At 70.0% G+C, this 23176-nt stretch carries 24 protein-coding genes and 3 pseudogenes; 15 read left to right on the top strand and 12 right to left on the bottom strand.

Features of this window, described 5'->3' with window-relative positions; translation table 11 throughout:
• Window positions 1-30: 30 nt before the first annotated feature.
• Window positions 31-453, bottom strand: a pseudogene (locus AB0D12_RS10325) (site-specific integrase); the annotation flags it as partial.
• Between AB0D12_RS10325 and AB0D12_RS10320 the strand changes: the two are divergent.
• Entirely contained in the window at window positions 453-2309 is a 1857-nt protein-coding gene (locus AB0D12_RS10320; RefSeq protein WP_362679213.1) for a UvrD-helicase domain-containing protein, read from the top strand. The pseudogene AB0D12_RS10325 and the gene AB0D12_RS10320 sit on opposite strands and share 1 nt — an antisense overlap.
• A gap of 276 nt (window positions 2310-2585) precedes the next feature.
• Here AB0D12_RS10320 and AB0D12_RS10315 read toward each other — a convergent pair whose 3' ends face one another.
• Together AB0D12_RS10315 and AB0D12_RS10310 are read right to left on the bottom strand one after the other, a co-directional pair.
• Entirely contained in the window at window positions 2586-2726 is a 141-nt protein-coding gene (locus AB0D12_RS10315; protein WP_362679210.1) for a hypothetical protein, read from the bottom strand.
• A gap of 698 nt (window positions 2727-3424) precedes the next feature.
• Window positions 3425-3616 (bottom strand): hypothetical protein, encoded by a 192-nt coding sequence (locus tag AB0D12_RS10310; protein ID WP_362679207.1) that lies wholly within the window; start codon window positions 3614-3616, stop codon window positions 3425-3427.
• Between the two features lie 401 nt (window positions 3617-4017).
• Here AB0D12_RS10310 and AB0D12_RS10305 point away from each other — a divergent pair, with 401 nt between their 5' ends.
• Window positions 4018-5112, top strand: a complete 1095-nt coding sequence (locus AB0D12_RS10305; protein ID WP_362679204.1) for a hypothetical protein — start codon at window positions 4018-4020, stop codon at window positions 5110-5112.
• Window positions 5113-5611: 499 nt separating this feature from the next.
• Here AB0D12_RS10305 and AB0D12_RS10300 read toward each other — a convergent pair whose 3' ends face one another.
• The gene (locus AB0D12_RS10300) at window positions 5612-6193 is read right to left on the bottom strand and encodes a helix-turn-helix domain-containing protein (protein WP_362679202.1); all 582 of its coding nucleotides are present in this window, start codon (window positions 6191-6193) and stop codon (window positions 5612-5614) included.
• 129 nt (window positions 6194-6322) lie between these two features.
• Between AB0D12_RS10300 and AB0D12_RS10295 the strand changes: the two genes are divergently transcribed.
• The 3 genes from AB0D12_RS10295 (at window position 6323) to AB0D12_RS10285 (ending at window position 9005) form a co-directional block, all read left to right on the top strand.
• Window positions 6323-7435 carry an NAD(P)/FAD-dependent oxidoreductase gene (locus tag AB0D12_RS10295; RefSeq protein ID WP_362679200.1) on the top strand — a complete coding sequence of 371 codons (1113 nt, stop codon included), beginning with the start codon at window positions 6323-6325 and terminating at the stop codon, window positions 7433-7435.
• 195 nt (window positions 7436-7630) lie between these two features.
• The gene (locus tag AB0D12_RS10290; RefSeq protein WP_362679197.1) at window positions 7631-8200 is read left to right on the top strand and encodes a PadR family transcriptional regulator; all 570 of its coding nucleotides are present in this window, start codon (window positions 7631-7633) and stop codon (window positions 8198-8200) included.
• Entirely contained in the window at window positions 8187-9005 is an 819-nt protein-coding gene (locus AB0D12_RS10285) for an SGNH/GDSL hydrolase family protein (protein WP_362679194.1), read from the top strand. The genes AB0D12_RS10290 and AB0D12_RS10285 overlap by 14 nt, the downstream gene beginning before the upstream one ends.
• A 75-nt stretch (window positions 9006-9080) precedes the next feature.
• Here the strand turns inward: AB0D12_RS10285 and AB0D12_RS10280 are convergent, their stop codons facing one another.
• On the bottom strand, window positions 9081-9935 hold the full coding sequence (locus AB0D12_RS10280; protein ID WP_362679191.1) for an AraC family transcriptional regulator: 855 nt from the start codon (window positions 9933-9935) through the stop codon (window positions 9081-9083).
• Here AB0D12_RS10280 and AB0D12_RS10275 point away from each other — a divergent pair.
• Window positions 9934-10407 (top strand): DUF2000 domain-containing protein, encoded by a 474-nt coding sequence (locus AB0D12_RS10275; protein WP_362679188.1) that lies wholly within the window; start codon window positions 9934-9936, stop codon window positions 10405-10407. The genes AB0D12_RS10280 and AB0D12_RS10275 overlap by 2 nt on opposite strands.
• A 138-nt stretch (window positions 10408-10545) precedes the next feature.
• On the opposite strand, the gene AB0D12_RS10270 is transcribed toward AB0D12_RS10275, so the two are convergent.
• Window positions 10546-10950: a DUF5997 family protein gene (locus AB0D12_RS10270; RefSeq protein WP_362679185.1), complete on the bottom strand. Its 405-nt coding sequence runs from the start codon at window positions 10948-10950 to the stop codon at window positions 10546-10548.
• Window positions 10951-11008: 58 nt separating this feature from the next.
• Between AB0D12_RS10270 and AB0D12_RS10265 the strand changes: the two genes are divergently transcribed.
• The 4 genes and pseudogenes from AB0D12_RS10265 (at window position 11009) to AB0D12_RS10250 (ending at window position 13978) form a co-directional block, all read left to right on the top strand.
• A complete protein-coding gene (locus AB0D12_RS10265) occupies window positions 11009-11785 on the top strand; it encodes a LysR substrate-binding domain-containing protein (protein ID WP_362679182.1) in 777 nt (258 codons plus the stop codon).
• Between the two features lie 186 nt (window positions 11786-11971).
• A pseudogene (locus AB0D12_RS10260) lies at window positions 11972-12208 on the top strand (ATP-binding protein); the annotation flags it as partial.
• A 181-nt stretch (window positions 12209-12389) separates the two neighbouring features.
• Entirely contained in the window at window positions 12390-12746 is a 357-nt protein-coding gene (locus tag AB0D12_RS10255; RefSeq protein WP_362679179.1) for a YciI family protein, read from the top strand.
• 8 nt (window positions 12747-12754) lie between these two features.
• The gene (locus AB0D12_RS10250) at window positions 12755-13978 is read left to right on the top strand and encodes an RNA polymerase sigma factor (protein ID WP_362679176.1); all 1224 of its coding nucleotides are present in this window, start codon (window positions 12755-12757) and stop codon (window positions 13976-13978) included.
• Window positions 13979-14429: 451 nt separating this feature from the next.
• Here the strand turns inward: AB0D12_RS10250 and AB0D12_RS10245 are convergent, their stop codons facing one another.
• Window positions 14430-15005, bottom strand: coding sequence for a histidine phosphatase family protein (locus tag AB0D12_RS10245; protein ID WP_362679173.1), 576 nt, complete (start codon window positions 15003-15005; stop codon window positions 14430-14432).
• A gap of 39 nt (window positions 15006-15044) precedes the next feature.
• The gene (locus tag AB0D12_RS10240) at window positions 15045-15476 is read right to left on the bottom strand and encodes a GNAT family N-acetyltransferase (RefSeq protein ID WP_362679171.1); all 432 of its coding nucleotides are present in this window, start codon (window positions 15474-15476) and stop codon (window positions 15045-15047) included.
• Here AB0D12_RS10240 and AB0D12_RS10235 point away from each other — a divergent pair.
• Window positions 15402-15823: pseudogene (locus AB0D12_RS10235) on the top strand (DUF6461 domain-containing protein). The gene AB0D12_RS10240 and the pseudogene AB0D12_RS10235 overlap by 75 nt on opposite strands.
• Here the strand turns inward: AB0D12_RS10235 and AB0D12_RS10230 are convergent.
• Complete coding sequence (locus AB0D12_RS10230; protein WP_362679168.1) at window positions 15774-17273, bottom strand: PLP-dependent aminotransferase family protein; 1500 nt, start codon at window positions 17271-17273, stop codon at window positions 15774-15776. The pseudogene AB0D12_RS10235 and the gene AB0D12_RS10230 sit on opposite strands and share 50 nt — an antisense overlap.
• Here AB0D12_RS10230 and AB0D12_RS10225 point away from each other — a divergent pair.
• Window positions 17272-18168 carry a DMT family transporter gene (locus AB0D12_RS10225; protein WP_362679165.1) on the top strand — a complete coding sequence of 299 codons (897 nt, stop codon included), beginning with the start codon at window positions 17272-17274 and terminating at the stop codon, window positions 18166-18168. The two genes, AB0D12_RS10230 and AB0D12_RS10225, sit on opposite strands and share 2 nt — an antisense overlap.
• Window positions 18169-18240: 72 nt before the next feature.
• Window positions 18241-18432, top strand: a complete 192-nt coding sequence (locus AB0D12_RS10220; protein WP_362679162.1) for a DUF1918 domain-containing protein — start codon at window positions 18241-18243, stop codon at window positions 18430-18432.
• A 1-nt stretch (window position 18433) separates the two neighbouring features.
• Here AB0D12_RS10220 and AB0D12_RS10215 read toward each other — a convergent pair whose 3' ends face one another.
• On the bottom strand, window positions 18434-19687 hold the full coding sequence (locus tag AB0D12_RS10215) for a family 10 glycosylhydrolase (protein ID WP_362679159.1): 1254 nt from the start codon (window positions 19685-19687) through the stop codon (window positions 18434-18436).
• Window positions 19688-19886: 199 nt separating this feature from the next.
• Here AB0D12_RS10215 and AB0D12_RS10210 point away from each other — a divergent pair, with 199 nt between their 5' ends.
• Both AB0D12_RS10210 and AB0D12_RS10205 read left to right on the top strand, forming a co-directional pair.
• The gene (locus AB0D12_RS10210) at window positions 19887-20747 is read left to right on the top strand and encodes a 3-hydroxybutyryl-CoA dehydrogenase (protein WP_362679156.1); all 861 of its coding nucleotides are present in this window, start codon (window positions 19887-19889) and stop codon (window positions 20745-20747) included.
• A 176-nt stretch (window positions 20748-20923) separates the two neighbouring features.
• Complete coding sequence (locus tag AB0D12_RS10205; RefSeq protein ID WP_362679153.1) at window positions 20924-21181, top strand: hypothetical protein; 258 nt, start codon at window positions 20924-20926, stop codon at window positions 21179-21181.
• A gap of 10 nt (window positions 21182-21191) precedes the next feature.
• On the opposite strand, the gene AB0D12_RS10200 is transcribed toward AB0D12_RS10205, so the two are convergent.
• Entirely contained in the window at window positions 21192-21722 is a 531-nt protein-coding gene (locus AB0D12_RS10200; RefSeq protein ID WP_362679150.1) for an NUDIX domain-containing protein, read from the bottom strand.
• Window positions 21723-21773: 51 nt separating this feature from the next.
• Window positions 21774-23114 carry a transcriptional regulator gene (locus AB0D12_RS10195; RefSeq protein ID WP_362679147.1) on the bottom strand — a complete coding sequence of 447 codons (1341 nt, stop codon included), beginning with the start codon at window positions 23112-23114 and terminating at the stop codon, window positions 21774-21776.
• Window positions 23115-23176: the final 62 nt, after the last annotated feature.

The raw sequence follows: 23176 nt of genomic DNA, 5'->3' as shown, positions 1-23176 counted from the left end.
CCAGGGACTTCGATCTTGGGACAGGCCGTGTCACTCGTATTCGCGAAGCAAGTCCTCGATACGCCGGTTGGCTACGTCCTGCCGCCCGTCGAGGCACTTCGCGTAGCGGGTCAGCAGGACCTCAACGCTGTTGCCAGCACGCTCGGCGACCTCGGTCGGGTCAACGCCAGCGTTGAGCCACGTCGACAGCGCCGAGTGCCGAAGGTCGTATGGGCGACTTGCGAGCGGCGAGGCCGCGGCGGCCGGCGGGAGAGCGAGGAGCCGAGCCTCCTGCCAGACCCGGTAGTAGGTAGAGGACGGGACAACCGAGCCCTTCTCGCTGAAGAAAAGCCGCCCGTCATCCGCCGTGCCAAAGGTGGCCAGGTGCTCGCGCAACACGGCTACGAGGTGAGGCGGGATAGGCACCCGCCTGACGTCCTCGGTCGGTCGATTCTTGAGCCCTCCGGAGTCGTGTGCGCAGGTTCGGATGCTGCCGAGGGCGGCTCGGACCTGCTGGACGGGCCGGCGTCATCGCACTGGAGAACACCAACAGCCGCCGCGCGGGACACATCTGCCCAACGGGAGCACCCTGCAGCGCGAGGCCGCAACGTCAGCCTTACCACCGCGCCCACGAGCTCAGTCAGACCGCCGCTCTGGAGGCTTTCCGAAGCGGCGGCCATCTCGCCATCCAGGCCGGCGCCGGCACCGGCAAGACGTCTACGCTCGAATTCCTCGCCGCGCAGATGCCCCGGCGGCGTGGGCGCTATGTCGCCTTCAACCGCTCCATCGCCCTGGATGCCGCCGCCCGTTTTCCGCCGACGGTGCAGTGCAAGACCGCCCACTCGCTGGCCTACGCCGCTCTCGGCCACCTCTACCGCGGCCGTCTCAACAGTCCCCGCAGGCCCGGCTGGCAGATCGGCCAGGACCTGGGCCTGCACACCCCAGCCAAGATCGGCCGGGTGGGCCTGATGCCAGCAACCCTCTCCAACGCGGCGCTGCGCACGGTGACCCGCTTCTGCCAATCGGCCGATGCGGAACTGGCCCACCATCATGTTCCGCATCTGCGGGGCATCGACGACCCGGACGACCATGCGGAGCTGGCCGACCTGATCCTGCCGTACGCGGACAAGGCGTGGGCCGACCTGCACGACCCGCACGGCGGCACGGTGCGTTTCGAGCACGACCACTACCTGAAGATGTGGGCCCTGAGCGAACCCGTCCTGCCCGGCGACTTTCTGCTGCTGGACGAGGCGCAGGACACCAACCCCGTCCTCGAGCAGATCGTTCTGGCCCACAAGGAGCGCACCCAGATCGTCATGGTCGGCGACTCGGCGCAGGCCATCTACGGCTGGCGCGGCGCCCGCGATGTGATGGCCCGGTTCGCTGGCCACCACCTCACCCTCACCCGCTCCTTCCGCTTCGGCCCTGCGCTCGCCATTGAGGCCAACCGCTGGCTCACCCTCAGCAACGCACCCATCCGGCTCTCCGGAACACCCGACATCCCCACCACCGTCGGATCCCGCACGGGACGCCCGGACGCAGTCTTGTGCCGGACCAATGTCGGAGCTATGACCGAGGTCCTCGCCCTCATCGCATCCGGCGCCGCGACAGCACTGGTCGGCGGCGGGGATTCGCTGCGCACCCTTGCGTCGGCCGCCCGCGACCTCATCCAGGGACGCCCTACCCACCACCCCGAACTCGTGCTCTTCACCACCTGGAGTGCACTGCGCGACTACGCCGAGCACGACCCGGCCGGCAGCGACCTGCAGCCCTTCGCCAACCTCATCGACGAGCACGGCCCGGAGGCCATCCTCCAGGCCGTCGACCGCCTGGCTCCCGAAGCCGCCGCCGAGGTCACCGTGTCCACCGCCCACAAGGCCAAAGGCCGGGAATGGGCCCGGGTGCGCATCGCACCCGACTTCACACCACCCGCCGACAGCGACCAAGTCGATGCCCAAGGCCATCCCGTTCCCCGGCCCATCGACGAGGCAAAAGCCCGCCTGGCGTACGTCGCCGTTACCCGAGCCCGCAACCACCTGGACCCCATCGGCCTGGCCTGGATCAGCCAGCACCCCGACAACCCCGTCGGAACTGGGAACCTGAACGCCCCGGTGCACCGCCCTGCGCCCCAGCAGGTTGATCACGTCTTGGCCGCCAGGTCTGACGACCAGGGCGGTGGTGTACAGCTCGGCGCAGTAGCGGCCCCTGCGCCGCTCGCCTCGATCCACGAGTGCCCCTCCGTGAAGCAACTGGCAGATGGATGCCCATATCGGCATCCACCAGCCCAGCCGTGGCCCTGGCCTCCATCCGCCTTTACAAAGCCACAGTGAGCGGCAGCAGGGCCAGCAGGTCGGCGAAGGCGAAGCGGAGCAGAAAACGCCGCGCTCACTGATCACGCATCCCCGATGGACGGCACACGTGCCGGTACGGTGTCACTCGCGGCCAGGCGCGTACTGCCATTCACCGTCTCCACCAGCACCACGCGGCCGGGTGGATGCCGATGGGGGCAGTGGCTTGCCGGTTCCCGTCAACACGGCCTTGAGTGCGGCCACATGGGGAAAGCGCACGCCCGCGCAGGGATGTCCCCCTCACGCCGGTGCGCTGGGTTATTCGTGGGCGTCGCGGAACTCGGCGAGCGACTGCTCGACGCCGGCGATGGTCAGGCACCAGAAATCCCAGCCGTCGACGTCGTCGGTGCCGACGGCTACCCGGGCGGCGGTCGTCGGAGTGCCCCAGCTGCGCCCCAAGACGCTGATCCTGCCGTCGCGTAGCAAGGTGGCTCGGAGCACGCCGATTGTCGCGCTGGCCGGTCAGCGTGATTTCGGCCGCCAGTTCGGCCGGGTCCAAGTACCCGAGCAGGTCGTGAAGGTCGACGCTCGAACGGCCGGAGTCGAGGGCCGGTGTGCCGGGACGCGCCGCTGCAGGTGGGACGGGCCCGCTGACCGGCAGAGCGCAGGCTCGCTGCAGGTTCAGGGCAGCAGTAGCCGCCGCGCTCCATGCTGACGGGGACGGAGTTCCAGCAGAACCAGGACTCTCACGCCAACTCGTTTCCACTGGAGCTCTGTTGCTGGTCGAGTCTGCCATCTCGCAGGCGTATGCGGCACAGTCGCCTCACTGGTGTCGTCGCTGGCAGAGCTGCCGCCCGTCACGCACAGTGAACGTCCACAGTCATGATCCGCCAACTATCCCTCTCAAGATCCGCCAACAAGAATTCTCCACGCGCTCCTGACCTGCGCATCTCAGACCATGATTCGCCAACTAAAATTCTCGGTCACAACCTCGTGGTGACCGAGAATTTTAGTTGGCGAACGAGCAACGCTAGTTGGCGAATCCTGGTCCCGTAACGCTGCGTTGCGATCGGTTCCGAGAAATGTCGCCGTTGCCGGTCGCGTGGTGCTGCTGTGGGTACGTGGGCGAGGCAGCGAGAGCGAAGATCCCGTCGGATTCAAGTCATCTGGACCAACTTGTCACGGCGTACGACGGGGATGCCGGGCTTGCGGGATCGGCTGCTGCTCGGGGAGGGCTGGTCGCGTCGATGGAGCTCGACGTGGCGGGTGGGTGCCGGCGAGGTCTGCTGGCCGATCCGGGATATGGCCCGCGTGCCGGTGCTGTCGACCCGGCCGATGCGGGGGTTCACCTGGCGAGCGAAGCAGCGGCATCGCCCCGGGCTTGAGGTGATGGCGTCAACGGGCAGGACGCACGGCTTCGAGTCGCTGGAGGAAATGCGGCTGCTGGTCGCGCTGGACTTCCTGGGCGCATCGGAGGTGCTGTCGCAGCCGTTCCGGCTGGACTTCGCGCATGCAGGCGGGTTGTCCTGGCACATCCCGGACTTCCTGACCGTGATCGGCGGCGGGATGTGGCTGCTGGATGTCCGCCCGATGAAGCTGGTCAAGGATGCGGACGCGCTCAAGTTCGCAGTGGAAGGGTGGCGCACCCACACCGTCCGCCCAGCCGGCCCCGCTGTCAGCGCTCTGTGTCATTATGCGGACGCGTCCCAGGGGAGTGGGCCGCGGTCTACTGATTGCCAGGGGGTTGGGGATGGGCGCGGGTACGGAGCCGGACGGCTCGTCCAGGTCCGACGAGGAGTGGGAGCGGTTTCTGCGCGCGTCGGTGGCGGGTGCCGCCGACGCGCCCAAGGAGCCGTCGGCGCGGGCCCGCGACGTGGCGAAGCGGCTGCGCGCGGAGCCCGGCCGCGGCCTGGAGGGCTGGCGCAGCTACACGCCCGCGCGGCCCAAGCGGCGCACGGGCTGGTACGTGGTCGGGCTGCTGGCCTCGCTGGTGCTGCTGGTGGTGGCGCTCGCGCCGGGGCGGATAGTGGACCTGTTCGCCGGCGCTGACTCCCCGCCGCTGGCGGCCGAGAGCGCCCGCCCGACCCAGGCGCCCCCGGCGGAGGCGGCCCAACGCCCCACCATGGAGGAGCCGTTCCGCGGCTCGCCGGCGGCGAGCTGGGCGAGCGGAGCGGCGGGGATCACCGTGCCGAAGGCCGGGGCGGTCGGCTGGATGAGCGCGGCCGAGGTCGAGCGGGCCCTCGCCCGCAGCCGAGACTTCCTCGTCGTGTCCGGCCTGGACCGCGGGGTGCTGCGGGGCGAGCGCCCCGAGAAGGCGATTGCACTGATCAACCCGCACCAGAAGGACGTCCAAGACCTTCTGAAAGCCGCTTTCCGGACCCCGAGCGAGAAGAACGACCCCCTCCTCCTCTTCAGCCGATTCCAGTCCTCCCGCACCCACCTGGTCGGCGACGTCGTGAAGACCCGGGGCCGGCTCACCTACCGGGAGGGCGAGCGCGGCGCGCTCCAGGTGACCGCCGACGTCACCTTCGTCTACCCGGTCACCCGCGCGGACGCGGGCAGCGACGACGAGATCGTGCGCACGATCGTCCGGCGCGAGCTGGTCCTGAGCTGGGACGACCCTGACAAGGTGATCACCGAGCCGGGCACATTCTCGATCGTCTCGTACAAGTACGACATGACCAACGGCGGCTGCGGCGCCCCCACGGGCTACTTCATCCCGCCCTTCGGCACGGACCGCCGGGCGGACGAGGCCGGCACGGAGGTCGACCCGTACGACCGCAGCGCGCCGGTCGGGCGGGGCGAGTCCTCTGGGGACGAGTGCGGGAGGGCGACGCGGTCCTAGCGGGCGTTACTCGGTGGCGGCCACCCCAACCCCGAGGGCGATGAACATCCAGCCGCCGATCCGCTCCCAGCGCCGACGCCAGGCCGGTCGGCCGAGCACCGCGCGCAGCCGGGCGGCGACGTACACGAGCGCGAGCCAGCAGACGACGCCAATCGCGACATCAAGCGCGCCGGGTCAGCCACGTCCGGTACGCAGCACGTTGCGCTGGACAGTTCCGCGCTCAACGGCCGAGTGCAATGCTCACTGGCCAACTAGTGCGCTCAGTCACACACATGCTGGCCCCAGTCCTTCCCGCCACTCCTGCTGACATCGGACCGCCCCACCAGCACACTCACACACAGTGAGCATCCACGGCCATGATCCGCCAACTAAAACTCTCGGTCACACTCGCGAGACGTTGCGTTTCGGTTGGCGGGCTTGCCGTCGACCTGGTGGGTTGCGGGTGAGGCGTCGTCGGCGGCCGCGCGGCGGTCCTTGTCGGCTTCCCCGGAGGAGCGTGTCAGTTGCCGGGGTGGGCGGTTGCCCAGCCGTGTTCGAGAAGGGCGAAGACCTCGTCGGCGGCACGCCGCGGGTCGGGATGCCGCTGAATGAGACCCCGGGCTTCCAGCGCGAAACGGGCAAGGGCGGCGCTGGTGACGTCGACTTCGGGGGCGCCGACCTCCTCGGCGATGGCTCGCGCCACGGCCTCTTCGTGACGCATCCACATGCGGTGGGCGTAGTCGCGCAGCGCCGGGGTGTCCTCCACCATGCGCATGAACGCGGCGGATCGCGGGTCCGCGACGGAGGCCTGCATCAGCAGGACCTGCTCGCGCAGGGCTTGCGGGATCGACTGGCCGGGGGCGCGTTCGCGCACGGCGGCGACGAGTGCCGCTTCGAGGTCGTCGTCCTGGTCGAAGACCAGCGCCTCCTTGCTGGGGAAGTGCTTGAACAACGTGGTCACCGACACGTCGGCGGCGTCGGCGACGTCCTTGACGCCGACCTGGTCGTAGCCGCGGTCGAGGAAAAGCTGGAGCGCGGCGTCGGCCAGGGACCTGCGGGTCTGGGCCTTCTTGCGCTCGCGGCGCCCGGTCGGTTCGGTCACCGGCACATCGTACCCCGAAGTGCACCCACTATGAAAGTGTAGTCATTGCACTTATTTAGCGAGTGTGCTTTCTTGGTCGCAGCGCGCCGGACTTCCCGGCGACTCACCCACCTCCCGAGGGAGAGCCCCATGAACTCCGCCAGTGATCCCCGCGTCGCAATCGTCGGCGCCGGCCTCGGCGGCCTTGCCTGCGCCCGAGTTCTGCAGCTCCACGGCCGCTCCGTCACCGTCTTCGAACACGAGGCGTCCGCCGACGCCCGCCTTCAGGGCGGCACTCTCGACATGCATGCCGGCACCGGACAGGTCGCGCTTCGCGCGGCGGGCCTGCTCGACCGGTTCCGCGCCCTGGCCCGACCCGAAGGCCAGGAGTGGCGCCTGCTCGACCCCGCCACTGGCACGGTCCTGTCTCATGAGGAGCCCGGCGACGCCGACGCCGACAGGCCGGAGATCGACCGAGGCCAGTTGCGCGGTCTTCTCCTGGAATCCCTCACGGCGGGCACTGTCCGGTGGGACCGCACCGTCAGCGGGGTCGACCTGCTCGGGCACGGCAAACGCCGCCTGCTCTTCAGCGACGGCACCACTGAGGACTTCGACCTGGTCGTCGGCGCCGACGGCGCCTGGTCACGTGTCCGCCCGGCCCTGTCCGACGCCACGCCCGACTACACCGGTGTCACCTTCGTCGACATCGGCTTCGACGACTGCGACACCCGCCATGCCGCTCTCTCGCGGCTGGTCGGCGACGGCACCATGATGGCGAAGGCCGGCGGCAAGGGCCTGTTCGCCCAGCGCAACAGCAATAGCCACATCCGCGCCTACATCGCGTTCCGTGCCCCGGAGAACTGGCATACGACCGCCGGCCTGGACCTTGGTGACACGGCGGCCGTGCGCAAGCACCTGCTGACGGTGTACGAGGGCTGGGACGAGAGCCTGCTCCATCTCCTGCGGTACAACGACGGCGAGTTCGTCAACCGGCCTCTGTTCGCACTGCCCGTCCCACACACCTGGGAGCACGTACCCGGTGTCACCCTGCTGGGCGACGCCGCACACCTGATGCCCCCTCTCGGGCTGGGTGCCAACCTCGCCATGCTCGACGGCGTCGACCTCGCCCACGCCCTCGTCACCGAACCCAGCGTCGACGACGCCGTCCGTGCCTACGAGAGCGTCATGCTGCCGCGCTCGGCCGAGGCCGCCAAGGGCTGCGCCGAGGGACTCGGCCACCTCATACCCCCGGCGGACTCCTGAGCAAAGATCCGCCGGTTCTGCCGGGCCGCACCAGCGCCGCCGGGCATGGCATGGAGCCCAACGCTGCCCGGAGTCTCTGCTGACTCCGGAAACGTGTTCCGCACTCTCCACGTTCCTCCTGATACTCAAGGATGTGACTAGTCAATTTCTTGCGTATGATGTGGTGGGGACGAGGAAGAGGGAGGGGCTGCTTCGATGGCCTTGCGACATGCCGTGCTGGCGGCGCTGCTGGACGGCGAGTACAGCGGATACCAGCTGGCGAAAGCGTTCGATATCGGCGTCGCGAACTTCTGGCACGCCCTGCCCCAGCAGCTGTATGCCGAGCTGACCAAGCTGGAGAAGGAAGGGCTGGTCGCGGGGCGACAGGTGATCCAGGAGGCCCGGCCCAACAAGCGCCTGTTCACCGTCACCGACGCCGGTCGCGCCGAGCTGGAGAAGTTTGCCGCAGGCGTATCGAAGCCCTCGTTCATCCGCGACGATCTGCTCGTCAAGGTCCAGGCCGCCGACCGCATCGGCACCGCGCCGGTGATCGAACAGCTCGAAGAGCGAGCGTCCGCGGCCGAGGCCAAGATCGAGCTTCTGGGCAAACTGCTGCGGCAGATGCGCGGCGATGCGGACGAGGCGGAGTTCCTGCTCCGCGGCGAGCGGATCGGGCCGTACCTGACGTGCCTGCGCGGCCTGGCCTTCGAGCAGGGCCACCGGGACTGGTGCCTGCGGATCGCGGCGGTCCTGAGGGAAAGGCAGACGACTCATGCCGAACGGTGAGTACCAGCGCTACGTCGCCCTGGGCGACAGCCAGACCGAAGGGCTCGGCGACGGCAACGACATCATCGGCCTACGCGGCTGGGCCGACCGGCTCGCCGAGCACCTCGCGGCCGTCAACCCCGGGCTTCGGTACGCCAACCTGGCCGTACGAGGACGTGTCGCCGGCCAGGTCCGCGCTGAACAGCTGGGGCCCGCCCTGGCCTTGCGCCCCGACCTGGCCACCGTCGTCGCCGGGGTCAACGACCTGCTCCGGCCCCGGTTCAACGCCGCAGAGGTGGCCGGGCACCTGGAAGAGATGTTCGCCGCGCTCACGGCCACCGGGGCTCAGGTGGCGACCGTGACATTCCCCGACGTGGGGAAGATCGCGCCCCTTGCCCGGCCGATCAGGTCCCGCGTGTTCGACCTCAACACCCGCATCCGTGCTGCGGCCGCCCGTCACGGGGTCGCCGTGGCCGAAACCGGCCGGCAGGCCATCTCCACCGACCCACGGCTGTGGACCGCGGACCGACTCCATGCCAGCCCCCTGGGCCACGAGCGGATCGCCGCAGCCGTTGCCCAAGCCCTCCACCTGCCCGGCAGCGACGACGCTTGGGCGCTCCCCCTACCGCCACATGCGATCCCCGCGGGCCGGCAAACCGCCGGAGCCGAACTGCGCTGGGTGGCCGCATTCCTCGGCCCCTGGCTCGGACGCCGTCTGCGCGGTCGGTCCTCCGGCGACGGCCGCACCGCAAAACGCCCCCAGCTCCTGCCCCTGAGCGCGACGCCCGACTCCCCGGCAGACACCGGTCAACGGAATTCTTCGTAGGGACTGCGGCCAGGGCCGTTGGTGTGCTTCTCCTGCTGGGGAGCGGGGGTGGCAGCAAGCGCCGGCGGCCCATGCTCAGCCGACGGCTCCGGTATGGGCGTACCGGCCCGGGGTGATGCCCACGACCCGCTTGAAGTGCCGGGTGAGGTGGGACTGGTCGTAGAAGCCGGCGGCGGTCGCCACCTCGCCCGGCGGCCGTCCGTCGAGTAGCAGACGGCGGGCCAGATCGACGCGGCGGGACGTCATGTACTGGTGCGGGGCGATACCGAAGGCGCCGCTGAAGGCACGTACGAGGTGGGTGGGGTGGGCGTGGACCAGGCGCGCGGCCTCTTCCAGGGCGATGCCTTCAAGCAGTCGTTCGTCGAGGAGGTCACGCAGGCTCTGGGCGATGCCGCTGTCGGGGCGGGCGCTGCCGAGGGCCGGCCTGGGGCGCAGATGCCGGCGCAGTCGCTCGCTGATGAAGGCCAGACGGCTCTCCGCCTCGAACTCGTCGCCCCGCTTCGCGAGGACTGTGTGCAGCTGTCCGACGCGTCTGCGCAGGACGGGCTCTGTGAGGTCCGGGCCGTCCACCGCCGGCCCGATGAAGCTCTCGTCCAGCTGTGTCATGTCGAGGTAGAGCACGCGCTTGCGGAAGCCCTGAGGTGTGGCGGGTGAGCCGTTGTGCGGGACCTGCGGTGGTAGCAGGCTCACGGTGTCGCTCGGGGTGCCGCGCTCGTAGCGGTCCAGGTCGTAGCGGACCGCACCGTCGTCGACGATCAGCAGAGTCCAGGCGTCGTGGACGTGCATGGGGTACGCGTGCTCGGTGAAGTGGGCGTGGAAGACCTCAACGACACCCGCGACCGGCGGGCGCCAAGCGGAGATCTCCTGCCGGGTCGTCACGCAAAGAACGTACAAGACGGAGAAGGCGTGCACCCTGGAGTCTCGAAGCATGAGAACCGAGGATGAGACCGAGGCGGGGGCTGGTGCCGGTGCCGGGGATGAGAACGTGCCTGTGCGCTTCGACACCAAGATCGCCGTCCTGCTGCGCGACGACCTTGAGTCCTGGCAGCGGCTGAATGTGACCGCCTTCCTGGTCAGCGGGCTCGGCACAGCGTCACCCGAGGTGATCGGCGAGCCGTACACGGACGCCGATGACACCGCGTACCTGCCGATGTTCCGCCAGCCCGTGCTGGTATTCGAGGGGACGAAGGAGACACTGACCGCCGCGCACGGTCGTGCGCTGTCCCGCTCGCTGCCGAGGGCCGTGTTCACGTCGGATCTGTTCAGCACGGGCAACGACCAGGACAACCGGGCGGCTGTACGGGCCGTGCGCAGGGACCAGCTCGATCTGGTGGGGATGGCCGTTTACGGACCCCGCAACGCGGTGGACAAGCTCCTCAAGGGCGCGCGAATGCACCCCTGAGCGACTTCAGATCTCCCCGATCCCGATCCCGATCCCGATCCCGATCCCGATCCCGATCACCGGCACTCGGGCGGCTGAGCGCCTTGCACGGAGCGGAACGACGCTGTTGACGACCTCGGCATCGTCAAGAGAGACAGGTCAGGAAAGCGGTCGGCCGGGTTGATCGGCTTGCGCTGCGTTCTTCTCCTTGATGCGCGTCGCTTCCTTCCGAACCTCGGCCTGGGTAGCGCGTTCCCGCTGCAGCCACTCGGGGCTGTCCTTCTTCAACGCGTCGATCTCCTCGGTGGTGAGGGCTTCGGTGACTCCGCCACGCGCGAGCCCCGCGATGGAGATGCCCAGCTTCGCCGCGACCACCGGCCGGGGATGCGGGCCGCTGCGTCGCAGTTCCAGCAGCCACTCGGGCGGCTCGGTCTGCAGCGCATTCAACTCGTTGCGCGAGACGACTCCCTCCTGGAACTCGGCGGGGGTGGCCTGAAGGTACACACCCAGCTTCTTCGCCGCGGTCGCGGGCTTCATCGTCTGGGTGGTCTGGTGCGACGTCATGGTGTCAAGAGTATCGAGCGTGTGCGCTACCTCCGACCACGACCGGTAACCTGGCGGAGTGACAGGCTCGGAAGTACCCCCTTCATTCCGGCTCGCTTATGTCCCGGGCGTGACGCCGACCAAGTGGGTGCGGATCTGGAACGAGCGACTGCCCGAAATCCCACTGACCCTCGTCGCGGTGTCCGCCGCCGACGCACCCGACGTGTTGCGGGGCGGCGGCGCCGACGCGGGTTTCGTGCGGTTGCCGGTCGACCGGACGGACCTCAGCGCGATCCCCCTCTACACCGAGACCACGGTGGTCGTGGTCCCGAAAGACCACGTCGTGGCCGCGGTCGACGAAGTGTCCGTCGAGGATCTGGCCGACGACATCGTGCTGCATCCCCTCGACGACTCCCTCGACTGGGAGCGTCTGCCGGGACAGCCCGCGAACGAACGGCCCGCCACGACGGCGGACGCCATCGAGCTGGTGGCGGCAGGAGTGGGGCTGCTCGTCGTCCCGCAGTCACTCGCCCGCCTGCACCACCGCAAGGACCTCACGTATCGGCCGGTCTCGGATGCCCCCGAGTCGCGCATCGCGCTGTCGTGGCCACAGGACGAGACCACCGAACTGGTGGAGGACTTCATCGGGATCGTCCGCGGGCGGACCGTCAACAGCTCACGGGGTCGCTCCCCGGCCCCGGCACCGGCCCAACCGAAGCCCAAGCGTCCCACTGCAGGCGGCGCACGACGGAAGCCCGCAGCCGGCAAGTCGACCGGTTCGACCGGCAAGAGCCCACGGAGCGGTTCCGGTGGCCCCAAGGGCGGCAAGCGCGGCAAACCTCGCCGCCGGGCGTAGCCCCGGCGGCGCGCATTCGTGGGCTCCGCGCCGGCCCGCCGGCCCGAAGACCGCCAGGGGGCCAGTTGCGGTTCTGTCCCGCAAGTGCACCGGGCCTGCTGGACTTGACCTGGGCGGCACTGTGGGTGCCGGGACCGTCGGAGACGGCGCTCTCACCGGACTGCTCCTGCTCCTTGTCCCGAGTCCCTGCGGACTGCCCCTGGTCGGGGGCACTCTGGTCGCCCTCCTGAATGTTGTCCCGGTCCGGACCGTTGGTGTTCTCGCCCGGGTCGGAGGTGTCCGTTCGACGGCATCCCGGAACTCGTCATCGCCGACGACGGGCGAGGCATCCCGAAGTCCGATCGGCAACTCCTCTTCGACCGCTTCACCCGCCTGGACGGCGCACGCGCCACGGACACCGGCGGCAGCGGACTCGGCCTCGCCACCGCCCACCACGGCAGCACTCACGTCGAGGACAACGCCCCGGCGTGCGCCTCGTCGTACGCCTCCCACCTCCACCAGCTGACCACCTTTGGCCGCGCCCGTGTCGATCCGGCCGGAAGCCGTTCGTATAGAGGGTGGGAGACCGGCACGGGGCCGGCCTCGAACCCCAAGGAGAGACGCCATGAAGCACTACCTGCTCAGCGTGATCCAGCCGTCGTCCGCAGAGAAGCCCGCGCCGGAGGTGCTGGAAGAGATCAGGCGGGAGCTCGACGTCTTCCATCAGGAGCTGAAGGCCGCCGACGCATGGGTCTTCGCCGGAGGGCTGCACGACCCGAGCACGGCCACCGTGGTCCAGGTCAAGGGCGGCGACGCCCTGATGACCGACGGCCCGTACGCCGAAGGCAAGGAGCACATCGGCGGGCTGTGCATCGTCAAGGCGCCCGATCTGGACTCCGCGCTCGAATGGGGCCGTAAGGCTGCCCGCGCGACCACGCTCCCGATCGAGGTACGGCCGTTCCTGGGCGAAGCCGCGGAGTGACACGCGATATGCCTGCCGGCACCGTCGCGGAGATCGAGCGCGTGTTCCGTGCGGAGTACGGACGCGCGGTAGCCGTCCTGGTCCGCCGCTTCGGCGACATCGAGATCGCCGAGGAGGCGGTCCAGGACGCGTTCTCCGCGGCTGTGGAGCGGTGGCCGGCCACCGGACTGCCGCCGAGCCCGGCCGGCTGGATCATCACCACGGCCCGCAACCGGCTGATCGACCGCCTCCGCCGGGAAGCTTCCCGCGAGGACCGGTACGCCCAGGCCGCATTGCTGCACGCCGCCGACGAACCGGCCGAGGAGGATCCTGTGCACGACGACCGGCTGCGCCTGATCTTCACCTGCTGCCACCCCGCGCTCGCCCCCGCCTCCCAGGTCGCTCTGACGCTTCGGCTGCTGGGCGGGCTGACCACCGCGGAGATCGCGGGCGCGTTCCTGGTGGCTGAGCCGACCATGGCCCAGCGGCTCGTCCGGGCCAAGGGCAAGATCCGCGACGCTCGGATCCCCTACCGGGTCCCGAAGGACGCCGATCTCCCGGACCGACTCCGGCCGGTGCTGGCCGTCGTCTACCTCATCTTCAACGAGGGCTATACGGCCAGCTCGGGCGAGCGGCTGGTGCGGGAAGACCTCTGTGCGGAGGCCATCCGGCTCGGACGCCTCCTTGCCGAGCTCATGCCTGACGAGCCCGAGGTCAAGGGGCTGCTCGCACTCATGCTGCTCACCGAGTCGCGCCGGGCCGCCCGCACCACGCGGGACGGCGGCCTGGTGCTGCTGACCGACCAGGACCGCGGTCTGTGGGACCACGATCTCGTCGCCGAGGGCCAGGCCCTGGTCCGGCAGTGTCTGAGGCGCGGTCAGCCCGGCCCGTACCAGATCCAGGCGGCGATCAACGCCGTCCACAGCGACGCACCGGTCGCGGCCGCCACGGACTGGTCGCAGATCCTGCGGCTGTACGACCAGCTGCTCGCGCTCGCCCCGAGCCCGGTCGTAGCCCTCAACCGCGCCGTCGCCGTGGCGGAGGTCGAAGGCCCGGGGGCGGGACTGGCCCTCGTCGACAGTCTCGACCTCGGCGGCTTCCACCTCTTCCACGCCATCCGGGCCGATCTGCTGCGGCGCCTGGGCCGCGACAGCGAGGCGGCACTCGCGTACGAGGCAGCGATCGCCCGCACCGAGAATTCGGCCGAGCGTGACTTCCTGCGGCGCGGTCTCGCGTCGCTGAACCGCGCCTGACCGCTCGACCGCGCCCGACGACTGCCCCGTCGGACACCCGCTTGGTGCATGCCCGCGGTGGCCACCGCGGTCCCGGCGGCCGGTCGCCGTTCCTGCACGGTGATGATGTCGCCGGGCGCGAGGTGGCGCCACCGCGCGGGATCGAGCGGCAGCAGCCGGACGCGCGCGGCCGCCCGGGGTCAGTTCGGGGCGTCCTCGACCCGGCGGACGGCGATGTTCAGCCCTGCGGTGTCGATGTCCCACATCGAACGCAGCGCACCCTGCCCCGGGGATCGGGGTGGTCCGTGCCCCGGGCAGGAGCCGCAGCTCGGCGCGGAGGAACGCGGGGCGCAGCTCGCTCTGCCGCCACCGGCACCAGGTCGCGAGCAGCCAGGTCTGCGGCATGGCGGAGATCCTGGACCGGGCGAAACAGGGGAGGCAACGGAGGCACCGGGCGCAGATGCGGGCATGGTCAGGCAGCCGCCTCCAGGCGCAGGCTCCAACGGCCCGCCCGGCCGGTCAGGGTGACAGTCGACAGCGGGCGGACGTCCACGTTCCAGTACGCAGAGGGCGGCATCCTCAGCGCGTACACCAGCGCCGCCCGTACGACGGCCGGCTCGGCGACAGCGACGATGGCACCGACGTCCTCGGCGGGCCTGGTGTCCAGCCAGCTCCCTATGCGCGAGATGAACGCGAGCAGCGGCTCGCCGCCGTGCGGCGCGGAGCGCGGGTCGGCGAGCCAGGCGTCGACGGCGTCCGGCTCCCTGGCGGTCACCTCCGCGAAGGTGAAGCCGCGCCAGCGGCCCATGTCGCAGTCGCGCAGTGCCGGCTGGGCGATCGGCGCGAAGCCGAGCGCGTCGCCGGTCGCCCGGCTGCGGGCGGTCGGCGAGCAGTAGCGCAGCTCGGCGACGTTCAGCGGCACGAGGGCGTGCGCGGCGAGCTGCATCTCGTGCCAGCCGGCCTGATCGAGCGGCCGGTCGTCGTCGAAGCGCTCGGCGAGCAGGGCGGAGCTGCGGGCGGCAGCGACCAGCGTGATCCGGACACTCATGGCGTGATGGTGGTTGCGAAAGCCGCGCAGGTCAAGAGGTCACTGAAGGCCGAGCGACATCCACTTCCCGGGGTGCTGGAGGGCCTGGAAGCCGATCTTCTCGTAGACGCCGTGGGCATCCTCGGTGGCGAGGAGGACACGGCGCAGCCCGCACGGGCCGAGGTGATCACGGGCGGCGGCGACCAGCGCGGTGCCGAGCCCCTTGCCGCGGGCGGCCCGGTCGACGTACACATCGCAGAGCCAGGCGAAGGTGGCGTGGTCGGTGACGACACGGGCGTACGCGACGAGCTCACCCGAAGTCGTCTCGTACGCCGCGAAGTTGAGCGAACCGGCGATGGCCCGGTCCTGCTTCTCACGGCTGCGGCCCATCGCCCAGTAGGCATCGGTGGAAAGCCAATGGTGGATGCGGGCGGCGTCCAGGCGGGCGGGGTCGGTGGAGATCGTGTACGTGCCGAAGGTCGTCTCGTTCATGGCGAGAGGCTCGCAGGCCGGGGCCGTTCGGTCGAGCTGTTTTCGCGGGCGCGGCAGGAGCGTTGTCAGTGGCGGGTGCGATGCTCGGGCTGGTTCGAGTACGGCGAACTGCGCCTCCACTTCGAGCCGCTGTTCCCCTACGGGCGCGACGGCAGCGATCCCGACGGCCTCGTAGGCACCATGCGGAAGGTGGGCTTCGATCTCAGCGACAAAACGGCCGCGACTATGAGTTGCACACGGAAGCCGCGTTCGCGCCGGCCGAGCGGATCACGGGGGTACTGCTGACGCCGGAACTCCTCAGGACGGCGGTGTTCGTGTCCGGGACGGCGCCGCTACCGGCCCGCTGACAGTCTCGCGGCCCGGCACCAGCACCTCGTCGCACGCGGTCCGCAGCCGCCGTACGCCCTCGGCGATCTCGGCCGGTCCCGCCACGCCGGCGAAGCTCAACCGCACGTGTCCCGCAGGGGGTTCGGCGCAGAAGTAGGGGCGGCCGGGTGCGACGGCGACGCCCGCGCGCAGGGCCGCGGAGAGCAGTGCGGCCTCGTCCGCGCCGTCGGGAAGCCGCAGCCAGAGGTGATAGCCGCCGGACGGGATGTGGGGCAGGGTCAGTTCGGGCAGGTGCCGCAGCAGGGCGGCGGTCATGGTGTCCCTGCGCACCTTCAACTCCGCTGCCACCGTGCGGAGATGACGGTTCCAGGCGGGTGCGCCGACAAGTTCCAGGGCTGCTTCCTGAAGCGGGCGGGGTACGAAGAAGTTGTCGACGACGTGGATGGCGCGCAGCCGTTCCAGGACGGGTCCGCGGGCGGCCAGCATCCCCACCCGCAGGCTTGGCGATGTCGCCTTGGTGAGCGAGCTGACATGGACGACGACGCCGTCGTGGTCGTCCGCGGCGAGCGGCCTGGGCAGGGGGCCGGCGTCCTCGTGGACCAGGCGGCGCGCGAAGTCGTCCTCGACGACGAAGGCGCCTGCCGCGCGCGCGATGCGGAGCACTTCAGAACGGCGCTCGGGTGCGAGCACCGCTCCGGTCGGGTTCTGGAAGAGCGGCTGGCAGACGAAGACCCGGGCACCGGTGGCTTGGAAGGCCGCGGCGAGCAGTTCCGTACGTACGCCGCGGGCGTCGATCGGGACCGGCACGGGCCGCAGCCCGGCGGCGCGGGCGATCGCCAGCATGCCCGGATAGGTGGGGGATTCGACGAGTACGGGGGCTCCGGGCGGGGCGAGCGCGCGCAGGGCTGTGGTCAGTGCGGACTGGCCGCCTGCCGTGATCAGTACGTCGGCGGCTCCCGTGGTGTCACCGAGACCGCGGGCGAACCACTCGCGCAGTTCGGGCAGCCCGTCGGTGGGCGGCCGGCCCCAGGCCCCGGGCCGCCGCCCGGCCCGCGCCAGGGCCGCGGCCATCGCCTGCTCCGGCTGGAGGCTGGAATGCAGATAGCCGCCGTTGAACTCCACGACACCGGTCGCCGGCGCGGCGAGGGTGGCCAGGACCCCGGAGGCGTCAACGGCGCGCGGCACCAGCTCGGTGGCCGCGTCGGCGCTGAGGGTGACCTCCTGCCAGGAGGTGTCTTGGGGCGGCGAGGTGTCGGTACGGGGCTGCGCCCGGAAAGCTCCGGCGCCGGGCCGGGTGACAACCAGGCCCTCGGCGGCAAGCTGGGCGAGCGCACGCGAGACGGTCACCGGAGAGACCCGGAAGCGCTCCACGAGCGCCCGACTCGACGGCAGCTTTCCACCAGGCGAGTAGCGGTCGAGCTCACTCTTCAGCGCATTCGCCAATTCCTTCACACTGCTACGCTCATGCATGACAGCACAGGATAGCGCTACTCCCACCGCCTCGATAGCGGTCAGCAGCGGCACCCTCCAGGCCGCACTGGGCGTCCTCGCCTTCTCGCTCACCTTTCCGTCCACCGTCTGGGGCCTGGAGAGCTTCGGCCCCTGGTCCCTCGTCGCCGTACGGAGCGTGCTCGCCGCCGTGGTCGCGGGGGGTTTTCTGCGGGCGATGCGTGTGCCACTCCCCGACCGCCGCCACTGGGCGGGGCTCATGGTGGTGGCCGGCGGTGTGGTCGTGGGCTTTCCGCTGCTGACCACACTCGCCCTGCAGACCTCCACCACCTCGCACGCCGCCGTGGTGGTGGGACTGCTACCGCTGACCACCGCCGCCTTCGCGGCCGTGCGCACCGGCCGCCGCCCGTCCCGCACCTTCTGGCTTGCGGCGCTCTCCGGGGCCGCAGTGGTGATCGCGTTCACCGTGCAGCAGAGCGGTGGTGCGCTCCAGACCGGCGATCTGTACCTCGTCGGAGCCCTGCTGGTCTGCGCGGCCGGTTACACCGAGGGCGGCCGCCTGGCCCGGGAGATGCCGGGCTGGCAGGTGATCGGATGGGCGCTGATGCTCTGCCTGCCGCTGACGCTCACCGGATCGGCCGTCGCCCTGGCCTTCGAACCGGTGCGACTGACGGCCCACGGCGTGATCGGGCTGCTCTGGGTCGCCGCCGGCTCGACCTTCTTCGGCCTGTACGTCTGGTACCGGGGCATGGCCTCGATCGGCATCGCCAAGGCCAGCCAGCTCCAGTTGGCGCAGCCACTTCTCACTCTGGTCTGGTCGGTGTCCCTGCTGGACGAGCCGCTCTCGCCCGCCGCCCCGGTGGCCGCGGTCGCCGTCCTGGTGTGCATCGCGGTCACCCAGCGCGCCCGCAGCTGAAGGTGCAACTCTCACCCCCGGCCGTAGACTCGAAACACCACCGGACCACCGCCTTCGAGGAGGTCACTCCTGATGCAAGCGAATGTGGGCGACACACTGCTGGTGCACGGCAGGATCGTGGGGCAGCACGACAAGCAGGCCGAAGTCGTCGAGGTGCTGGGGGCCAAAGGCACTCCTCCGTACCGCGTCCGCTTCGACGACGGGCACGAGGCGCTGATGTCTCCGGGCCCCGACTGCGTCGTGCGCCACCACGAACAGCCTTGACTCAGCCCGGGGGACGCACCCTGGTCGGATAGTGATCGGTCACCACTCTGGCCATCGCGCCGACCGGATCAGTCATGACTTCTTTGGCCGAGAAGAAGCAGTGGCCGCGTACATCGGTGTATCCGCGCGCCAGCGTGAGGTGGCGGGACAGTTCAGCGGGGTCCCCCCAGGGTGCGGGCTGGGCGGGGTCGCCCGCCTTGTAGAGGGCCTCGCCGGCGTAGAGATGGACACCCGTGCCCCGTACGACGCTGTTCCACCAGGGCAGCAGCTTGGCGTAGTCGGCGGCGGCGAAGCCGATGTTCCAGTAGATCTGGGGGGCGATGTAGTCGATCCAGCCCTGCTTCACCCACTTGCGGGTATCGGCGTGCAGATGGTCATAGGTCTGCACGCCGGCCTGGGTGTCGGAGCCGAGCGGGTCGGTCGCGGCGTTGCGCCATACGCCGAAGGGGCTGATGCCGAAGCGGACGTTCTTCTTGGCCTTCTTGATTCTTTCGGCCATTTCGCGCACCAGCCGGTCGATGTTGTCGCGCCGCCACGCGGCCTTGTCCGGGAAGCCCGCGCCGTAGCGGGCGTAGCTGGCATCGTCGTCGAAGACCTGGCCGGCGACCGGATACGGATAGAAGTAGTCGTCGAAGTGGACGGCGTCGATGTCGTAGCGGTGGACGGCATCCATCATCGCGCGCTGGACGAAGCTGCGGACCTCCGGAATGCCTGGGTTGTAATAGAGCTTCCCGCCGTACGGAAGGACCCAGTCGGGGTGGACCCGGGCCGGGTGGTTCGCGACCAGCCGGGACGGGTCGGTGTGGTTCGCGACGCGGTACGGGTTGAACCAGGCGTGCAGCTCCAGACCGCGCCGGTGGGCCTCACCCACGGCGGTGCCGAGCGGGTCCCAGCCGGGGTGCTGTCCCTGGACGCCGGTGAGGTACTGGGACCAGGGCTCGTACGGTGAGGGCCACAGGGCGTCAGCGGTCGGCCTGACCTGGAAGACCACGACGTTCAACCGGCGGGCTACGGCCGCGTCGAGGTGGGCGAGGAGTTCCGCGCACTGCTCGGCGGCGGTGAGACCCGGCCGGGAGGGCCAGTCGCGGTTGGCTACGCTCGCTAACCACATGCCGCGGAATTCCCGGCTCGGCCCGTGCCGGCGGCGACCTGCCCGGCCGGCGGCCGGCGCGGCTGCCGCGTCCCCGGCCGTCGTCAGCGCGGCCAGCACTCCGGCCGCTGTCACGACAAACCCTCTTCTTCCGATTTGCCCCATTTGTCGCCCCCTGCGTTATCGGTGCGGGCCGCCGTATCCGCACAGCATGCCCGCCCCTGACGGTCGTGCACACCTGCATCCGGAGTAACGTCGTGGGGTCGAGGCGGGCGCCGGGAATCACACGGGGGGCCCGTCCCCCGGCCTCCCGCCGGGAGACCCCGGACACAGGATCAGCGAAAGGCACGAGGTGACGGACTCAATGGCCGACATTGCACGCGTCGGAGTGGTGGGCTGCGGCCAGATGGGCGCAGGCATCGCGGAGGTGTGCGCCCGCAGCGGCCTCGAGGTGAAGGTCGCCGAGACCACGGGCGAGGCTCTGGAGATCGGTCGCACCCGGCTCTACAACTCCCTCTCGAAGGCCGCCGAACGCGGCAAGATCACCGAGGAGGAGCGCGACGCGACGCTGCAGCGGCTGAGCTTCACCACCGACCTCGGGGAGTTCGCCGACCGCGATCTCGTCATCGAGGCCGTCGTGGAGAACGAGCAGGTCAAGACCGAGATCTTCCAGGTGCTCGACCAGGTGGTGACCCGCCAGGACGCGATCCTCGCCTCCAACACCTCGTCCATCCCGCTGGTGAAGCTCGCCGTCGCGACCTCCCGGCCGGACCAGGTCATCGGCATCCACTTCTTCAACCCGGCCCCGGTGCAGAAGCTCGTCGAGCTGATCCCGGCGCTGACCACCTCCGAGGAGACGATCAAGCGCTCCGAGGCCGTGGTCCAGAACGTGCTGGACAAGCACCCGATCCGCGCCCAGGACCGTTCGGGCTTCGTGGTGAACGCCCTCCTCATCCCGTATCTGCTCTCCGCGATCCGGATGTTCGAGTCGGGCATCGCGAGCCGCGAGGACATCGACAACGGCATGGAGCTCGGCTGCGCCCACCCGATGGGACCGCTGAAGCTCGCCGATCTGATCGGCCTGGACACCGTCGCCTCGGTCGCGGACTCGATGTACGCCGAGTTCAAGGAGCCGCTGTACGCCGCTCCCCCGCTGCTGCAGCGGATGGTGGACGCGGGGCGGCTCGGCCGCAAGACGGGTTCGGGCTTCTACCCGTACTCATGACGGGACCGGAGTCGCCACACCCGTGATGGGGTCGTACTCCTGATTCACACGGAGTGTGCGGGGCGTGCCCGCATATGCCGTGCGCACACGCTCCCGCCCTCCGACCAGGGAGAGTTGACTCGGTTCCGCTCAGTCAAGGGTCCGCTGCACAACTTTCCCGAAGGAGGAACCAGTCCGTGACCAACGACCCTGATCATTTAGTGGTCGTCGAAGAGTTCGCTGAGTTACGCCGCAGCCTCGACGTCGGCCTCGCCCGGATAGACGGGCATCTGGCGCTGCTCGCACAGCGCAACGGCCAGATCGACCGGGAGCTGACCGATCTGGCCGCGCGCCTCGGGGCACTTGAGCAGTCCAGGTGGCCGTTGCCCGCCGTTGCCGCGCTGACCGCGCTCGGAGCGCTGGCGGTAACGGTGTGGCAGGCGATCGGCCGATAGCCGCCGGGCGTCAGCCCAGCCGCAGGTGGTGAAGCATCAGCAGCCCGGCCGCCATATTGGCGGCCGGGACCTCACCGCGGGCGATCATGTCGGGTACCAGCTTCAGCGGTATCCATTCGCGGCGCGAGGACTCGAAGTCGTCCTCCGGATGCCCGATGTACGTCGCGTCCTCGGACCAGTAGAGGTGGTGCCTGGCGTCGGTGAGGCCGTTGGACGGCTCGACGGTCAGGAGGTGCTGGAGGGGGCCCGGACGCCAGCCGGTCTCCTCCTCCATCTCTCTGGCGGCCGCGGCCGCGATGTCCTCACCGTCCTCGACGACGCCGGCGGCGAGCTCCCAGCCCCAGCTGTTGGTGATGAAGCGGTGCCGCCAGAGCATCAGCACCTCGTTGGACCTGTTGACCGCGGTCGCGACGGCGACCGGGCGGAGCCGGATGAGGAAGTGGTCCAGGTGCCGGCCGTCGGGGAGCTCGACGTCGGCCAGGTTGACCCTGAACCAGCGGTTTTCATACACAGTTTGTTCGCTTAATTTCGTCCACTGCATGTTTCTGCCACCTTCCGACAAGTAGATGGCAATATCGCAGCAGGAGCTCGGTCAGAGGGGAACGCGCAGCGCCCCGTCGATGAGTTCGGCCGCCTCGTCGGCGTTGGTGCAACCGCTCGCCACAAGATGCTCGCGTACCGCCCGCAGCCGGTCCCGGATCCGCTGCGACTCCATCCCCTTGGCCCGCTCCACCATCTCCGCCGCCGTCTGCGCCGCCCGGTCCACCTCGCCCTGGCGCAGCTCGATCTGGCTGAGCATGGCGAGTCGGTGCACCCGGCCGCGGTCGTGCGCAGGGGTGTCGACGGCCGCCGCGGCATGCGCCCGTGCCGCCGTCAGATCACCGAGGCTGAGCAAGGCCTCCGCCACCTGGACATTCACCAGGCCCGGCTGGACATAACCGGTCTCGTCCGGCTCGTACCCCGGACGGATCCGCTCCGCCTCCAGCTCCGCCCGCCGGATGCACCGCAAGGCGCTGCTGCCGTCGCCGAGATGGGCGTACGCCTTCGCCTGCATCGCGTACAGATCGGCGGCCAGCGCCGGAGTGAGCTGCTGCCCTGCGGCTCGCAGCGCCGCCTCAGCGAAGGCCACCGCCTGCCGGTGCTCCGCCATGAACAGCGACTGGTTGACCAGCAGCGCGATCACATACGCGCCAAGTCCCCGGTCCCCGCTGGCCTTTGCCAGCCGCAGCGCCTGGTGGAAGTAGCGCTGGGCGAGGCCGTGGGCGTTGGAGTCGTAGGCGCAGATGCCGGCCACGGACACCAGACCGCCTGTCGCGCGGTGCAGTTGGCGGCCGAGAGCGTCGCTGTAGCCACCACGGAGCAGCGGCGCGGTCTCGGCGTTGAGGAAGCCGACGATGCGGGCGCGGGTGGCCATGCCGCCCGCCTTCCGGTACATCAGCTCGTAGTGCGCACGGGCGGCGCGCAGCATCTTTATGTCGGCCATGCTGACGCGTGTCTGCCCCGAGCGTGAGACGTCCGAGTCCTCCGGCGGGTTCTCCCACTCCCATACGGGCATGACGGCGGGGGTGCCGGTGACCGCGGGCGCCTCGATGATGTGCCGCCGCTGCTGTTCGTCGGAGCGCCACATCGCGGTGGCCCGCTCCACGAAGCCGGAGAGCGGCGAGCCCGGTTGTGTGACGGACTCGCCCGGCACTCCGAGGCCGATGTCGCCGAGGACGATCGCCCGGTGCAGCCGGCCGGCGAGCACCTCGCAGATCAGGTCGGGCACCTGGCCGCGCGGACGCTGGCCCTTCAGCCAGCGTGCTACGGCAGTGTGTTCGTACCGCAGTGCCAGACCTCTTGCCCGGCCGGCGTGGTTGACCCGGGCGGCAAGGCCCGCGTTGGAGATGCCCGCTTCGTCGAGCAGGGCGTCGAGCAGGGTATTGGGCTGCATGTGCCCCTCCGGTGGCTCGTTGGACTCAGCCTAGTAGAGGGCGATTCGCACGGGGTGTGAAC

Source organism: Streptomyces sp. NPDC048479 (genome assembly GCF_040651435.1).
Taxonomy (GTDB): Bacteria; Actinomycetota; Actinomycetes; order Streptomycetales; family Streptomycetaceae; genus Streptomyces.
Note: the sequence above shows the minus strand (reverse complement) of the source record. Positions and strands in the feature narration are given on the sequence as shown.

Excerpts from the sequence above, each read along its gene's own strand:
- AB0D12_RS10285 (WP_362679194.1), top strand. The coding sequence starts at position 8,187 with ATGCCGAACGGTGAGTACCAGCGCTACGTCGCCCTGGGCGACAGCCAG.
- AB0D12_RS10245 (WP_362679173.1), bottom strand. The coding sequence starts at position 15,005 with ATGAGTGTCCGGATCACGCTGGTCGCTGCCGCCCGCAGCTCCGCCCTG.
- AB0D12_RS10225 (WP_362679165.1), top strand. The coding sequence starts at position 17,272 with ATGACAGCACAGGATAGCGCTACTCCCACCGCCTCGATAGCGGTCAGC.
- AB0D12_RS10295 (WP_362679200.1), top strand. The coding sequence starts at position 6,323 with ATGAACTCCGCCAGTGATCCCCGCGTCGCAATCGTCGGCGCCGGCCTC.
- AB0D12_RS10270 (WP_362679185.1), bottom strand. The coding sequence starts at position 10,950 with ATGACGTCGCACCAGACCACCCAGACGATGAAGCCCGCGACCGCGGCG.
- AB0D12_RS10195 (WP_362679147.1), bottom strand. The coding sequence starts at position 23,114 with ATGCAGCCCAATACCCTGCTCGACGCCCTGCTCGACGAAGCGGGCATC.
- AB0D12_RS10305 (WP_362679204.1), top strand. The coding sequence starts at position 4,018 with ATGGGCGCGGGTACGGAGCCGGACGGCTCGTCCAGGTCCGACGAGGAG.
- AB0D12_RS10200 (WP_362679150.1), bottom strand. The coding sequence starts at position 21,722 with ATGCAGTGGACGAAATTAAGCGAACAAACTGTGTATGAAAACCGCTGG.
- AB0D12_RS10290 (WP_362679197.1), top strand. The coding sequence starts at position 7,631 with ATGGCCTTGCGACATGCCGTGCTGGCGGCGCTGCTGGACGGCGAGTAC.
- AB0D12_RS10210 (WP_362679156.1), top strand. The coding sequence starts at position 19,887 with ATGGCCGACATTGCACGCGTCGGAGTGGTGGGCTGCGGCCAGATGGGC.
- AB0D12_RS10275 (WP_362679188.1), top strand. The coding sequence starts at position 9,934 with ATGAGAACCGAGGATGAGACCGAGGCGGGGGCTGGTGCCGGTGCCGGG.
- AB0D12_RS10220 (WP_362679162.1), top strand. The coding sequence starts at position 18,241 with ATGCAAGCGAATGTGGGCGACACACTGCTGGTGCACGGCAGGATCGTG.
- AB0D12_RS10280 (WP_362679191.1), bottom strand. The coding sequence starts at position 9,935 with ATGCTTCGAGACTCCAGGGTGCACGCCTTCTCCGTCTTGTACGTTCTT.
- AB0D12_RS10215 (WP_362679159.1), bottom strand. The coding sequence starts at position 19,687 with ATGGGGCAAATCGGAAGAAGAGGGTTTGTCGTGACAGCGGCCGGAGTG.
- AB0D12_RS10255 (WP_362679179.1), top strand. The coding sequence starts at position 12,390 with ATGAAGCACTACCTGCTCAGCGTGATCCAGCCGTCGTCCGCAGAGAAG.
- AB0D12_RS10240 (WP_362679171.1), bottom strand. The coding sequence starts at position 15,476 with ATGAACGAGACGACCTTCGGCACGTACACGATCTCCACCGACCCCGCC.
- AB0D12_RS10230 (WP_362679168.1), bottom strand. The coding sequence starts at position 17,273 with ATGCATGAGCGTAGCAGTGTGAAGGAATTGGCGAATGCGCTGAAGAGT.
- AB0D12_RS10250 (WP_362679176.1), top strand. The coding sequence starts at position 12,755 with ATGCCTGCCGGCACCGTCGCGGAGATCGAGCGCGTGTTCCGTGCGGAG.